Raw genomic sequence first — 14,083 nt, forward strand, 5'->3', positions numbered from 1 at the left:
TATGATACAAAATATAGTAAAATTAAGTTGTTTGGGATTATTTTTAAGTTTGATTTCTTGTGGAGATGAAACTTTACCAAAACCAAAAGGTCATTTGAGCTTAGAATATCCAGAAGCGAAATACTCAAAATTAGAGTCTGATTGTAGCTTTACATTTGAAAAAAACAATTTAGCACTAATCAAAAATAAATCTTGCGCTTTTGAGATTAATTATCCAAAGATGAAAGCCACTATTTATTTAACTCATAAAACGGTAAATAATGATATTTACAATCTATTAAGAGATGCTCAAACTCTTACCTATAATCACGTAGTAAAAGCTGATGATATTGTAGAGCAACCTTTTATTAATAATAAGAAAAAGGTTTACGGAATGTTCTATGAAGTTGGTGGTAACGCAGCTACAAATGCTCAATTTTACGCCACCGATAGCACTAAAAACTTTATTGTAGGAAGTGTTTATTTTTACGCTAAACCTAATTTTGATTCTATATTACCAGCAGCACAATATCTAAAAGATGATATGCGTAGGATTATGGAAACGTTAGAGTGGAAATAAATATTTATTGTCAAGCTGAACTCGTTTCAGCTTCTATAATTTTGAAGTGAAACAGATTCTGAAACAAGTTCAGAATGACAAAATAAATTACATTTTTTTCGATTCGGTAACTTTGTAAGAATCACCGCCAGCAACTGCTTCAATAGTTTTAGTTAAGGATTCTATTGATTGTTTTTCTGCATCAAACTTTACTGTTGCAATTTTAGTGTCAAAATCCACAACTGCTTGCCCAACACCATCTTGTGCAGCTAATTTATTTTCAATAGTTTTAGCACAACCCATTGCACAAGTCATACCGTCGATAGTAAAACTTGCTGTTTGCATTTTAGCTAAATCGGCTTCAGAAACCACTTCTTTTTTTGTTTCTTCAACCGCAACTTCTTTGTTTTCTTGTTTGCAACTTGCTAATAAAAGTGTCATTAAAAGTGCTAAACCAGTATTTTTTAAATTTTTCATATCAATAAATGTTAAATTATTTTCCTCGTAATAAAGACATTGCAAAATTACAAAAATTCATAGTGCTATTTTCAAAATAAAGCCTGAATTTTGACACATAAAATCACAACATGGAAAACAATACAACAAAATGGTTTTTATTAGGCTTTTTAGGCTGTGTTTGGGGAAGTTCCTTCATCTTAATGCAATTGGGCTTAAAAGGTGTAAATTCGGTTCAATTAGGAAGTTTACGAATTCTGTTTGCTGCAATTTTTTTAATAATTGTTGGGTTTAAGCAAATTTCACAAATTCCATCCTATAAATGGAAATATATTGCTGTAACAGCATTATGCGGAACATTTATTCCAGCATTTTTATTTGCATTTGCCCTTTCAAAAATCGATGGTTCAATTAGCTCCATATTAAACTCCTTAACTCCATTAAATACCTTACTTGTAGGATTGTTCTTTTTTGGCATGAGTGCACAAAGAAGTCAGGTTTTTGGAGTGATTATTGGATTTATAGGTTGTGCCTTATTAGTTTTATTTGGAGATGGAGAAAACACAACTGAGAACTATTATTACGCGATTTTAATTGTAATTGCTTCTATTTTTTACGGAGTAAATGTCAATTTAATAAAAAAATATTTATCCGATTTAAAACCATTAACAATAAGCACAGGAAACTTTTTGATTATGTTTTTTCCGGCTTTTATTGTTTTGTATTTTACAGGCTTTTTTGATATTGTTCAGGAAGTAAAAGTGCAAAAATCTTTAGGTTTTATTGCCATTTTAGGTATTGTAGGAACCGGATTTTCAAATATTTTATTCTTTAAATTGATTCAGCTTTCATCACCTGTTTTTGCTTCTTCGGTTACTTATATTATTCCTGTAGTTGCTTTTATATTAGGCAATTTATTTATGGAAGAAACACTTTCTGCAATACAACTACTAGGAGCTTTAATTGTATTAATTGGAGTTTATTTTTCGAGTAAAAAATAAAAAAAGCGCCCAATTTCTTGAGCGCTTATACAATTACATTGCAATATTATTTAAAATCTGCATCTGTTACTCCTTCGTTAATTTTAACTTCAGAAGTAATCAACTCGATTTCAATACCTACATTCATTATAGTTTTGTATGGGAATTTCAACCCTTTAACATCCTTATAATCTTGATAGTAAGTAGTTTGAGTCATTTTTTGACCACCTTGCTCTAACTCTTTAGCTTCAGCCACTTTAAATCCGGTTTTTACATCGTAGTAATAAGTAGATTTTCCATTTTTGATAGCATAAGCATCAGCACCATTAATATTTTCAATTCCAGTTAAAGTAAGATCTTTATCTGTTAATAAAGCTAATTCTTTAAAAGTTGTAGCTTCAGCTTGCATGTCTTTCAACTCATCATCTTTGAAATCTTTTCTTTGACCTTGTTGAACAGCATAAGCTTCTTTTTCGTTAACAACTTGTTTCATCATAGTCATTCCCATAGCTTTCATTTCAACACCTAATTTCTTTGGAGCTGATTTTACAACTAACTCTAAATTAGTTCCTTGAACTGTACCTGAAGAAAACACAGCTAACGTTTTTACATTTTTAACAGCTTTTTCACCACCAATAGCATTGATGTAGTTGTTTAAAACAGATTGAGCAGTAACTCCTGCAGGAATAGGTTTTTTAACTTCTGGCTTTTCTGTTGGGTTACCATATTTATCAAAATAGAAGATTGGTAAATTTTCTTTTTTACTCATTACTTCTAATCCTGGTAAAACATCACCCGCTTTTCCAACAATAACAACTCTAGTATTATTTGTTAAGAAATATTTATTGGCTGCATTTTTAATATCTTCTGCAGTAACTGCATTAATATTTTTAATGTAATTTTCATAGAAATCTTCAGACAATCCTTGAGTTTCTTTGTTTAAAGCATAACGAGCAATTGTTGAAGGTTTTTCAATTTGCATTACAAAGTTTCCAACATATTTTGCTTTAGCATTTTTTAAATCTTCATCAGAAACCAATTCCGTTTTCATTCTTTTTAATTCGTTGAAAAACTCAACAACAGCACTATCAGTAACTGTATTTCTTACAGAAGCACTTGAACGGAATTTGTTAATATATTTTCCAGCACCGATAGAAGAATAAGCTCCATAAGTCCATCCGTGTTTTTCACGTAAGTTTAAGAATAATCTTCCTTCACCACCACCTCCTAAGATTTGGTTTGCTAATAAAACTGAAAAATATTCTTTATCAGTCATTTTTAAATTAGACAAATTAACCAATGAAATTTCAGATTGAACTGCATTTGGAGTATCAATAAAGTTAATTTGACTGTATTGAACGTCTTTTGGATTTGAATACGTTAACTGTGGAGCAGTTGCTTTTTTCCAAGAACCAAATAATTTTTCTACTTCTTTTTTAACTTCTTTAAAGTTAACATCACCCACGATTACTAAATACGCATTAGCTGGAACGAAATATGTATTGTAATTTAGAATAACATCATCTAAAGTAACATTTTTTAAAGTTTCTTCACTTGTGAATTCACCTGCATAATGCTCTTTTCCAAAAACCAAAACATTTTCTACTCTTCGAGCAATTGCAGTAACGCTTTTTTCATCTGCTTTTAATCCTTCGATCATTTTTTCTTTTTCCTTTTCGAATTCAGCTTGATCAAATAATGGATTTAAAGCTCCGTCTGCCATTAATTCTAAGATTCTTTTAGAATATCTTGAAAGTCCGTTTGCAGATGCACCAGAAGCATAAAAGTTAATATTAGCACCTAAAAAGTCGATTTCTTCATTGTAAGCATCTTTTCCAATTTTTTCAGTACCATTTCCTAACATTCCGCTTAAAATGTCAGAAACTCCTTTTTTGTTACCTTCAGCATAAGGCGGATTATCTAAAGTTAAATTAAAAGAAACTCTAGGTAATTTATGATTTTCAACCACTAAAACCTTTAAACCATTTTTAAGAACAAAGCTTTGTGGCTTGTTAATGTTAATAGTAGGCGCTGGTCCTGGTTTTGGTTGTGGTCTATCTTGTGCTTGCATAGTTATTGTTAAAAATAAACTGGCTGCTATATATATAAATTTTTTCATATTCTTCAAATCTTAGTTTTGAGCTTTGTCTTTAGCAGGAACATAATCTAAAATCATTCTTTGATTTGAGTTTAGATATTTTTTTGCAACGTCTCTAATTTCCTCTCTTGTAATAGAACGATAAATATCAATTTCTGTATTGATTAAATTAATATCGCCATACAACATATAATAAGTAGCTAAGTTATCTGCAATTCCTTCAACTGATGAATTATTGCTTACATAATTGCTTTCAAATTTATTTTGAAGTTTTTGATAATCTTTTTCAGAAATTAATTCGTTTTGCATTTTAACAATTTCTTCATCAATTTCTTTTAAGATAGATTCCATAGAGTTATCACCCATTGGTAATCCATAAATTAAATACATACCATAATCTTCTTGACTATAATTGAATGCTCCAATTTGAAGTGCCATTTTTTTATCGTCAACAATTTTTTTGTAAAGTTTAGAACTTTTACCGTCAGATAAATAAGCAGAAATCATATCTAATACTCTTGCATCACGAGATTTCATTGAAGGTGTTCTGTAAGAAGCAACCAACATTGGAATTTGAATATTAGGATCTTGCCAAGTAGCTTTAAACTCTTGTGTAATTGGAGCTTCTTCTACTTTTTGACGTGTTACTGGAGCTCCTTTAGGAATAGGACTAAAATATTTATTTACCCATTCTTTAGCTTGTGATTTATCAAATTGACCCGCAATTACTAAAACAGCATTATTTGGAACATAGAATTTTTTATTGAAGGCTAAAAACTCTTCTAAAGTAGCAGCGTCTAAATGTTCCATTTCCCCAATGGTTGTCCATTTATATGGGTGAACTTTAAACATGTTTTCTTTAACTGCTTTGATTAAATTTCCATAAGGCTGATTATCAACACGTAATCTTTTTTCTTCTTTAACTACTTCATTTTGAGTATCTACACCAATTTGATTAATTACTGGATGCATTAATCTTTCCGATTCCATCCAAATAGCTAATTCTAAATTATTAGAAGGAAAAACTTCATAATAATAGGTTCTGTCATCTGTAGTATTAGCATTGTTGTTTCCTCCATTAGCCGTTACTAACTTAAACCAATCACCACGACCAATATTTTTTGTTCCTTCAAATAAAAGGTGTTCAAAAAAATGGGCAAAACCAGTACGATCTGGTTGTTCGTCTTTAGCACCCACATGATACATTACCGAAGTAATTACAACAGGTGCAGAATTATCTTGATGAAGTACAACGTGTAACCCGTTGTCTAAATCAAATTCCTCAAATGTTACTTTTTGAGCAGTGGCAGTTCCACCAAGCATAAGTGCAGTACCCAAAGCCATTAAAGATTTTTTCATACGTTATTAATTTGTTTGATATAATGTAATAAGACGCAATTTCTAAATTATGTTACAATAAATCGTTATATTTATTAAAAAAAATATCAAAATTGTAATTTTCAATCTTTTATTTAAAACAATAGTTGTTTGGTTTAGAATTTATTGTATATTTGCAACCTTAAAATTTTTAACTAAAATCATTGTTATGTACGCAATCGTAGAGATAGCAGGGCAACAATTCAAAGTAAGCAAAGACCAAAAGGTTTATGTTCACCGTTTAGCTTCGGAAGAAGGAACTAAAGTTTCTTTTGACAAAGTTCTTTTATTAGATGATAACGGAAACGTAACTTTAGGCGCCCCAGCTGTAGAAGGTGCTTCAGTAGAAGCTAAAGTGTTACAACACTTAAAAGGTGACAAAGTAATTGTTTTCAAAAAGAAAAGAAGAAAAGGTTACAAAAAGAAAAACGGTCACAGACAATCATTTACTCAAATTTTAATTGAGGGAATTTCAGCTACAGGAGCTAAGAAAAAAGCAACTAAAAAAGCTGACGTTGAAGTAGCAGAGGTTACTGAAGAAGTAAAACCAAAAGCTAAGGCAACAAAAAAACCAAAAACTGAAGAATAACATTTAAAAATATTACGTCATGGCTCACAAGAAAGGTGTCGGTAGTTCGAAGAATGGTAGAGAATCAGAATCGAAACGTTTAGGCGTTAAGATTTATGGTGGTCAAGCTGCTATTGCTGGAAACATCATTGTTAGACAAAGAGGTTCGAAGCACAACCCAGGTGAAAACGTTTACATGGGTAAAGATCATACTTTACATGCTAAAGTTGATGGAGTTGTAAAATTCCAGAAAAAAGGAGAAAACAAATCTTATGTATCTGTAATTCCTTTTGAAGCTTAATATAATATTATTTAGCGATATTAAACCTCTCCAAATGGAGAGGTTTTTTTATACCTTATATTTACTTTTTTTCTACACTTAAGACCAAAATCGATACTTTCTTTTTCTACATAATAACACTGAGACAAACATTAAAATTCGTTACTAAAAACCAATAAAAAAAAGCCGATGACTATAAATCATCGGCTTTACAATTTACTCAATCTATTATCAATTAATTGATAATGATTTTCTCAGTATAGTTTAATTGATCTCCTGCTATCTTAACAACATAAACTCCACTAGACAATCCGTTTAAATCAACAGCATAACTTTCAGTAAAATCTACCGCAACAGATTTTACGATTCTTCCGTTTATATCATACATTTCTATGTTCAAATCGCCTGAGTAATTTGAAATTGCTACATTGATTATCTCTTTTGCTGGACTAGGATAAATTTTAATATTTGACGAGTTTACAAAATCTACTCCTGAAAGGGTTGTATTAGTAAACATTCCCGAAAACACACCTCTTCCGTAAGTAGCAGCATAAACAGTATAATCATTTCTCATATCTAAATCAGTAACTTTAACATTGCTCATACCGTTATACGATTGAATCCAATTTGGAGTTGCTGAATTAAAATTATTACAATACCAAACACCTAATTCTGTTCCAATGATAACTTCAGTAGCAAATCCACCAACATTTTTCAATGGGTTAGGTAAAATTGCTTTTACAGGAATATCAGGAAAGTTTCCTTCTTTGTTTGACCAAGTTGCACCACCATCTTGAGTATACCAAATACTTACTACATTATAGTTATGCATAGTTACAAAAATCTCATTATTAGAAGCTCCAAACTCAACATCAGAAATACTTCCTACGAATGAAGGACCCGTGATATCTGTCCAAGTTGGAGTTGCATTAGCTGAAGTTATGCGTAATAATTTTCCTAATCTTGTTCCGACCAATAAAGTAGTTGAATTTGTAGTGTATGGAGAAACTGCAAATGCTGTTGGCGAAGCCGTTAATAGTGCATTAGTTAAGTTGGTTCTAGAAATTACACCAGGCCCTTTTAAATTACTATATCTTCTAATTAGAAAAACACCAGTAGAAGTTGTATAATCTGCGTATAAAATATCTAGGTTTGAATCTAATACCATTGGAGCAATAAATGCACCATTGTTAGCATTATTATCATTATCTATAACTTTAGCAGTTACAGAAGAACCAGGCAAAGGTCTTAAATTAATACTTTCATTATAAACATAATTAGAAATATAATATTTATCTGCATCTTGATCAAACATTGTATAAGCACCATCACCACCTTGAGATTGAACACTTGAATTTAACCCTGAACTAGCATTGCTAAAAAACTGAGTCCCATTATCTTGAGCACCTGCAGCAAAGTACTCTCCTGACAAACCACTTACTGCTTGTGTTGGCGCAACACCTACACTATAAAACTGAGTAATATTAAACCCATTTACTCTTGTAGCTATTGCCGTTGTTGAAAAAGCAGCAGTTGACAAACTTGATGCATAACTTACTCCTCCATCATGACCAAATATGGCTTGATTAGAATTTCCTGGTCTAAATACCATTGCATGTTGATCAGCATGCACAACTGAAACTCCTGTTGCATATCCTGATGACCATTTTGAAATTGTTTGCCAAGAAGAACCACTATTTGTTGATCGATGAATATCAATTCCTCCAATGTAAACAATAGCATCATTGGTAGGGTCTACGCTAATTGTTAAATCATAAAATGCTTGACCTCTACAAAAATCAGTTGCAGTAGTTCCATGAATAGCTGCCGGTTCAGGTAATGTTGTTACTGTTGAAAATGAATTGGTAGTTAAATAAATATTTGCCTCTCCATTTGTAGCATCTTCAGCTAATACATATATTTTATTAGGATTAGTAGCAGAAATTGCTATTTGAGTTCTTCTACTATTTGACAAATCATATTCTTGAGTAAAATTAACTCCATCAATCGATGAAAAAATTACTCCTCCTCCATCTCCGTATAATGTACTATTCGTAGTTGCCATCCAAATTTTATTATCTGGACCAATTTCAATATCATTTGGACAAAATCTATTTCTACCTGAGGTTAATGGCAAAGTCAATAAATCCCAATTCACTCCTCCATCTGTAGATTTATATAATCCATAACCAGGTCCACCTAAATATGTAGCTTGGTTTGCTGCACTATAAAAAGTATCTCCTACTGCAACATAGATTTCAGAAACTCCTCCATTATTTCTAACTTTAATATCATTAATATGTTGTTGACCTGGAACTAAGTTTCCTGTAAAAGCTCCTCGAACAATAGGATTTAAAGAACCTGAAACAGTTCCCGAATTAACTGCAGCCTCAAGCAAATCACCATCAGATTGAGAAATCATTATTGAAGGAATTGTAATCGTAGCATCATCGCCACCCATAGCTACTGGTGTTCCAGAAATATTATTCATCATAATAACTCCAACAGCACCTGCGTCCTGAGCAGATTTTACTTTAACTGTAAAATTACAGGAACCTCTTCTAATTAAAGCAATTTTACCATTTAATGCAGCTGCATTTGTTAAGGTTTCACAACCATCTGATGAAGGAGCAACATTATCACTAACCAAAACAATGTTTGCAGTAATTGTTGCCGCTGGAAGAGTCCCAAATGCTGTTGTAGGATAACAAGTATACTCTCCAGCAATTCCTGCAGGACTATTAATTGTTAAACTTGCTGCAGATTGAAATGAAGTAGAACCCGTAATCCCACCAAATACTTTAGTCCAAGATGTTCCTCCATCAGTAGATTTCCAAACACCATTACCATTAACATCTCCACCTACGTAAGATTCTCCTGTGCCTAAATAAAAAATATTAGTGTTATTTGGATCATAAGTAATAGCTGAAACCGATAAATTTTCATCAATATTTACTCTTGTCCAAGCTGTATTGGTTGTAATATCATTATTTACCCATAATCCACCACTTACACCACCAGCAAAAACTCTTTTGAATGTTGGGTCATTTGGGTCAAACATAATAGCTCTAACTCGTCCTCCAACATTATTAGGTCCTCTTTCCACCCAATTATTATCAGAAGCATCTCCAGGAACTCTTCCAGCAGCCAATGCTTCTTGACGTTCTCTTCTTAATTGTTCTTTTACTTGAATTAATTTTTCAGGAGTAGGAGCACCAGTTACAGGATCCATAGTTAACTCCCATTCTGTTTCAAAATACTTGTTTGGAGGCAATGCCTGAGATTTTCTTTGTGTTTTTGATAACGACAATGTCTCTTTAAAAGGAGATTTAGCTAAGTTTTTAGCATGTTTTTTTCTAACTGCCTTAGCTTGCTTTTTTGTTAATGTTTTATTGACAGTTGTCACATTAGTTTTTTCTTTATTTTTTTCGGTTGTTGATTGACCAAAAGTCAAAGAATAAACAAAAAAAGCACTAAATAGAAATAGTAATCTTTTATTCATAATTTTGGGGGTTAATTTTTACTTAATTTAAACAAAATTAGCATTTTAGATGAATTATGAAAATTTTTTTGTTTGTTTTTTTATAAATTATTTATTTGCCTGAATTGTTTTGTAAAGTTCTAATGCTTTACCATCCGTTAATAATGAGACAAAGTGACAAATATGCAACAAACGATCATATAAGTTTTCTTTTTGAAATTGAAAACGCTCAGGTAGTAATTTAAGTAATAATTCATCATAATTTGAAGCTGTTCCACTTACTTTTTTATTGTAAGCCGTGCAAAAACCATCAAGTAAACTATTAATGATTTTGTAACCCATTACTTCTTTCTGAATTACTTCTCTACTCTGATAGACATTTTTAATACTAATTTGGATGATATCATTCATTTGGGCTTTGTACTGACTTTTATCCATCAAAGCAAAAGGAAATTCCCCAGATAAAATTGCTTTTTCGTTTTCCATAAAAACCGCTACTGCATCGTTAATTAAACTTCCAATAGCTAAAGCACGCAAATAACTAATTCGATCTTCCTTAGTAATGAGTTCGTTGTATTTTTTGGTATCGATTCCGTTTTTAACTAATTTAATTAAATATTCTAACGCATATTCTTCCGGAATTAAACCTAAATTAATACCATCTTCAAAATCGATAATCGTGTAGCAAATATCATCAGCTGCTTCTACTAAATAGGCTAATGGATGACGTTCAAAACCAATATCATTTCCAGATTTATTCGAAATCAATCCCAATTCATTGGCAACCTCAGCAAAGAATTCTTTGTCCTGCTGAAAGAAACCGTATTTTTTATCACATATTTTTTGTGTTGGTTTTTTAGGCAAACTTTCTTTTGGATATTTCATAAAAGCGCCCAAAGTAGCATACGAAATACGCAAACCGCCTTCAATTCCTTCCCGAGAAGAGGCTAATACTGAAAATCCATTAGCATTTCCTTCAAAATCGATTAAATCTTGCCACTGCTTTTCGGTTAATTGGTCTTTGTATTGTAATCCATTTCCGGTTTTGAAATACTCACCAATCGCTTTTTCTCCTGAATGACCAAAAGGTGGATTTCCAATATCATGAGATAATGCTGCAGCCGCCACAATAGCACCAAAATCATTCGCTTGATAACCATGAACTTCTTGTAAATGCGGATATTTTGCAATGATTTGCTTTCCGACTAAACGTCCAAGTGAACGCCCTACAACCGAAACCTCTAAACTATGTGTTAGTCGGTTGTGTACAAAATCGGTTTTTGAAAGTGGAATTACCTGTGTTTTATCTTGCAGACTTCTAAAAGCGGCAGAAAAAATAATTCGATCATAATCGACTTCAAAGCCTAAACGGGTGTCGTCTTGTTCTTTTCGTAAACGTTTACTTGTATCGCCTTGTCTTTTTAAAGACAAAAGTTGTTCCCAATGCATCATGTGATTTCAGATTGATGATTATAGATTTATGATTTTAGAATTATTCTTTTTCGTTTGCTAAAAAGAAATTTCTTGATTTTTTTGGATATTGATTGTAACTCTTATCACTTGGATTTACAATAACCGATTTGATGTTGATTTCATCACCTAATTTAAAGTTCTTCTCTGTGTATTGGTAATCCAATAAATATTCGCCACAGAAATAATTCCCATCGGCGTCTTTTTCTATGATTCCAGTATAAATTCCCTTTTTATCTTTTGACATAATTCTATTTTTTTCAAATGTACGAATTGGATTGTAATTATTTAAAACAAAAACAGCCATCGAGTGATGACTGCTTTCTTTATTCTATTATCTATGTTCTTTTATTTAATTAAGAACCACACATTTCACATTCTTCTGGACCAGAATTTCTAGCTCTTTCGATCATGGCTCTGTATTCTTCAGCTGACATTTCTGCTGGTTCTTCTAAAACGGCTATAGCTTCCACTTTCTTCACTTCAACATGTTGTTCTTTCACCTCAATTGGCGCTTCTTTTTTGTCGTTATTTAAAGTAAACTTAATAGCATCAACAGCAGCTTTTGTTCTTAAATAGTACATTCCGGTTTTTAAACCTGATTTCCAAGCATAGAAGTGCATCGAAGTCAATTTCGCATACGTAGCATCTTGCATAAACAAGTTCAACGATTGCGATTGGTCAATAAAATAACCTCTTTGACGACTCATATCGATAATATCTTTCATCGACATTTCCCAAACTGTTTTGTACAATTCTTTTAAGTCAGCAGGAATTCTTTCGATATGTTGCACCGAACCATTGTGACGCATAATTTCTTGCTTCAATGATTCGTTCCACAAACCTCTTTCCACTAAATCGTTTAATAAGTGTTTGTTTACCACGATGAATTCTCCCGAAAGTACTCTTCTTGTGTAAATATTAGAAGTATAAGGTTCGAAAGCTTCGTTATTTCCTAAAATTTGAGAAGTTGAAGCCGTTGGCATTGGTGCTACTAACAATGAGTTTCTTACTCCGTTTGCCATTACTTCTTTTCTTAAACTTGCCCAATCCCAACGACCTGAAAGATCTTCATCCTTTAAGCCCCAAAGATTGTGTTGGAATTCTCCTTTAGAAATTGGCGAACCTTCGTAAGACGAATACGGCCCTTCTTCTTTAGCCATTTCCATAGAGGCAGTTACAGCAGCAAAATATAAAGTTTCAAAAATCTCTTGATTTAATTTTTTCGCTTCATCACTCGTAAACGGCATTCTCAACATGATAAAAGCATCCGCTAAACCTTGTACTCCTAATCCAACTGGACGGTGGCGCATGTTTGAATTTTCTGCTTCTTTAACTGGGTAGTAATTTCTGTCGATTACTTTGTTTAAGTTGCGAGTTACACGTTTTGTTACGTTGTATAATAATTCGTGATTAAATGCTCCATTTTCCACAAACATTGGTAATGAAATCGATGCTAAGTTACAAACCGCGATTTCATCTGGAGACGTATATTCTAAAATCTCTGTACATAAATTAGATGAACGAATTGTTCCTAAATTCTTTTGGTTTGATTTTCTGTTCGCTGCATCTTTGTACAACATATAAGGCGTACCTGTTTCGATTTGAGATTCTAAGATTTTTTCCCAAAGTTCTCTTGCACGAATGGTTTTTCTACCTTTTCCTTGTGCTTCGTAAGAAGTATATAAGGCTTCAAATTCTTCTCCATAAACATTGTCTAAACCTGGACATTCGTTTGGACACATCAATGTCCAAGTTGAATCTTCTTCTACGCGTTTCATGAATAAATCTGAAGTCCACATAGCAAAAAACAAATCTCTTGCTCGCATTTCTTCTTTACCCGTGTTCTTTTTCAAATCTAAGAATTCGAAAATATCCGCATGCCAAGTTTCTAAATAAATAGCGAAACTTCCTTTACGTTTTCCTCCACCTTGATCTACGTAACGAGCGGTATCATTGAATACGCGCAACATTGGAACAATTCCGTTTGAAGTTCCGTTTGTTCCACGAATGTACGAACCTGTTGCTCTTACGTTGTGAATAGCTAAACCGATTCCTCCTGCTGATTGCGAAATTTTTGCTGTTTGTTTTAATGTATCGTAAATTCCATCGATACTATCATCTTGCATCGTTAATAAGAAACAAGACGACATTTGAGGTTTTGGAGTTCCAGCGTTGAATAATGTTGGGGTAGCGTGTGTAAAGAACTTTTTCGACATTAATTCGTAAGTTTCAATTACCGCTTCTAAGTCGTTTAAGTGAATTCCAACCGAAACACGCATTAACATGTGCTGTGGACGTTCTACGATTTTTCCGTTGATTCTTAATAAATACGAACGTTCTAAAGTTTTGAAACCAAAGTAATCGTAATTAAAATCACGTGTATAAATAATATGAGAATCTAAGAATTCGGCATTTTCCTGAATTACTTGATGCACTTCATCAGAAATTAATGGTGCTTTTTGATTGGTTCTTGGATTAACATAGTGGTACATTTCATTCATCGTTTCCGAGAATGATTTGTTTGTATTTTTGTGTAGATTAGAAATTGCAATACGAGCCGCTAATTGAGCATAATCAGGGTGGGTTACCGTCATGGAAGCTGCGGTTTCTGCTGCTAAATTATCTAATTCAGATGTGGTAACTCCATCATATAAACCTTCAATTACACGCATTGCCACTTTAACAGCATCTACCATGTCATTTAATCCATAACATAGCTTTTTAATTCTATCTGTGATTTTGTCAAACATTACTGGCTCCTTATGGCCATCTCTTTTTACTACATACATAAGCTTTTTAGTTTTTGAAAACAGACAATCCCTTCCCTGCTTT

The 14,083-nt window shown here is 32.5% G+C and carries 11 protein-coding genes; 4 read left to right on the forward strand and 7 right to left on the reverse strand.

From position 1 onward, the window contains the following. The first annotated feature begins 1 nt into the window (after position 1). On the forward strand, positions 2–559 hold the full coding sequence (gldD, locus tag LOS86_RS12700; protein ID WP_231842450.1) for a gliding motility lipoprotein GldD: 558 nt from the start codon (positions 2–4) through the stop codon (positions 557–559). Positions 560–646: 87 nt separating this feature from the next. On the opposite strand, the gene LOS86_RS12705 is transcribed toward gldD, so the two are convergent. Further along, on the reverse strand, positions 647–1,015 hold the full coding sequence (locus LOS86_RS12705; RefSeq protein ID WP_231842451.1) for a heavy-metal-associated domain-containing protein: 369 nt from the start codon (positions 1,013–1,015) through the stop codon (positions 647–649). A gap of 110 nt (positions 1,016–1,125) precedes the next feature. Here LOS86_RS12705 and LOS86_RS12710 point away from each other — a divergent pair, with 110 nt between their 5' ends. Then, positions 1,126–1,995, forward strand: a complete 870-nt coding sequence (locus LOS86_RS12710; RefSeq protein WP_231842452.1) for a DMT family transporter — start codon at positions 1,126–1,128, stop codon at positions 1,993–1,995. Between the two features lie 46 nt (positions 1,996–2,041). Here LOS86_RS12710 and LOS86_RS12715 read toward each other — a convergent pair whose 3' ends face one another. Then, entirely contained in the window at positions 2,042–4,093 is a 2,052-nt protein-coding gene (locus LOS86_RS12715) for a M16 family metallopeptidase (protein ID WP_231842453.1), read from the reverse strand. A 12-nt stretch (positions 4,094–4,105) separates the two neighbouring features. Then, positions 4,106–5,431 (reverse strand): M16 family metallopeptidase, encoded by a 1,326-nt coding sequence (locus tag LOS86_RS12720; RefSeq protein WP_231842454.1) that lies wholly within the window; start codon positions 5,429–5,431, stop codon positions 4,106–4,108. Between the two features lie 187 nt (positions 5,432–5,618). On the opposite strand from LOS86_RS12720, the gene rplU reads away from it, so the two are divergent. Continuing rightward, the gene (gene rplU / locus LOS86_RS12725; protein WP_231835906.1) at positions 5,619–6,038 is read left to right on the forward strand and encodes a 50S ribosomal protein L21; all 420 of its coding nucleotides are present in this window, start codon (positions 5,619–5,621) and stop codon (positions 6,036–6,038) included. Between the two features lie 19 nt (positions 6,039–6,057). Continuing rightward, positions 6,058–6,318 (forward strand): 50S ribosomal protein L27, encoded by a 261-nt coding sequence (gene rpmA / locus LOS86_RS12730; protein WP_073582069.1) that lies wholly within the window; start codon positions 6,058–6,060, stop codon positions 6,316–6,318. 214 nt (positions 6,319–6,532) lie between these two features. Here rpmA and LOS86_RS13685 read toward each other — a convergent pair whose 3' ends face one another. The 4 genes from LOS86_RS13685 to LOS86_RS12755 all read right to left on the reverse strand — a co-directional run bounded on the left by LOS86_RS13685 (position 6,533) and on the right by LOS86_RS12755 (position 14,040). Further along, complete coding sequence (locus tag LOS86_RS13685; protein WP_309508766.1) at positions 6,533–9,799, reverse strand: PA domain-containing protein; 3,267 nt, start codon at positions 9,797–9,799, stop codon at positions 6,533–6,535. Between the two features lie 87 nt (positions 9,800–9,886). Next, positions 9,887–11,227: a dGTP triphosphohydrolase gene (dgt, locus tag LOS86_RS12745; protein WP_231843945.1), complete on the reverse strand. Its 1,341-nt coding sequence runs from the start codon at positions 11,225–11,227 to the stop codon at positions 9,887–9,889. Positions 11,228–11,270: 43 nt separating this feature from the next. After that, positions 11,271–11,495 carry a hypothetical protein gene (locus LOS86_RS12750; protein ID WP_231842455.1) on the reverse strand — a complete coding sequence of 75 codons (225 nt, stop codon included), beginning with the start codon at positions 11,493–11,495 and terminating at the stop codon, positions 11,271–11,273. 109 nt (positions 11,496–11,604) lie between these two features. Further along, on the reverse strand, positions 11,605–14,040 hold the full coding sequence (locus LOS86_RS12755; RefSeq protein ID WP_231842456.1) for a ribonucleoside-diphosphate reductase subunit alpha: 2,436 nt from the start codon (positions 14,038–14,040) through the stop codon (positions 11,605–11,607). Between the last annotated feature and the right edge of the window lie 43 nt (positions 14,041–14,083).

Origin of the sequence: Flavobacterium cyclinae (genome assembly GCF_021172145.1) — a bacterium.
GTDB lineage: Bacteria > Bacteroidota > Bacteroidia > Flavobacteriales > Flavobacteriaceae > Flavobacterium > Flavobacterium cyclinae.

What these genes read in the sequence shown, in the direction of transcription:
- LOS86_RS12750 (WP_231842455.1), bottom strand. Translation starts at nt 11,495, where the DNA reads ATGTCAAAAGATAAAAAGGGAATTTATACTGGAATCATAGAAAAAGAC.
- gldD (WP_231842450.1), top strand. Translation starts at nt 2, where the DNA reads ATGATACAAAATATAGTAAAATTAAGTTGTTTGGGATTATTTTTAAGT.
- LOS86_RS12755 (WP_231842456.1), bottom strand. Translation starts at nt 14,040, where the DNA reads ATGTATGTAGTAAAAAGAGATGGCCATAAGGAGCCAGTAATGTTTGAC.
- LOS86_RS12720 (WP_231842454.1), bottom strand. Translation starts at nt 5,431, where the DNA reads ATGAAAAAATCTTTAATGGCTTTGGGTACTGCACTTATGCTTGGTGGA.
- rplU (WP_231835906.1), top strand. Translation starts at nt 5,619, where the DNA reads ATGTACGCAATCGTAGAGATAGCAGGGCAACAATTCAAAGTAAGCAAA.
- LOS86_RS12715 (WP_231842453.1), bottom strand. Translation starts at nt 4,093, where the DNA reads ATGAAAAAATTTATATATATAGCAGCCAGTTTATTTTTAACAATAACT.
- LOS86_RS12705 (WP_231842451.1), bottom strand. Translation starts at nt 1,015, where the DNA reads ATGAAAAATTTAAAAAATACTGGTTTAGCACTTTTAATGACACTTTTA.
- dgt (WP_231843945.1), bottom strand. Translation starts at nt 11,227, where the DNA reads ATGCATTGGGAACAACTTTTGTCTTTAAAAAGACAAGGCGATACAAGT.
- LOS86_RS13685 (WP_309508766.1), bottom strand. Translation starts at nt 9,799, where the DNA reads ATGAATAAAAGATTACTATTTCTATTTAGTGCTTTTTTTGTTTATTCT.
- LOS86_RS12710 (WP_231842452.1), top strand. Translation starts at nt 1,126, where the DNA reads ATGGAAAACAATACAACAAAATGGTTTTTATTAGGCTTTTTAGGCTGT.
- rpmA (WP_073582069.1), top strand. Translation starts at nt 6,058, where the DNA reads ATGGCTCACAAGAAAGGTGTCGGTAGTTCGAAGAATGGTAGAGAATCA.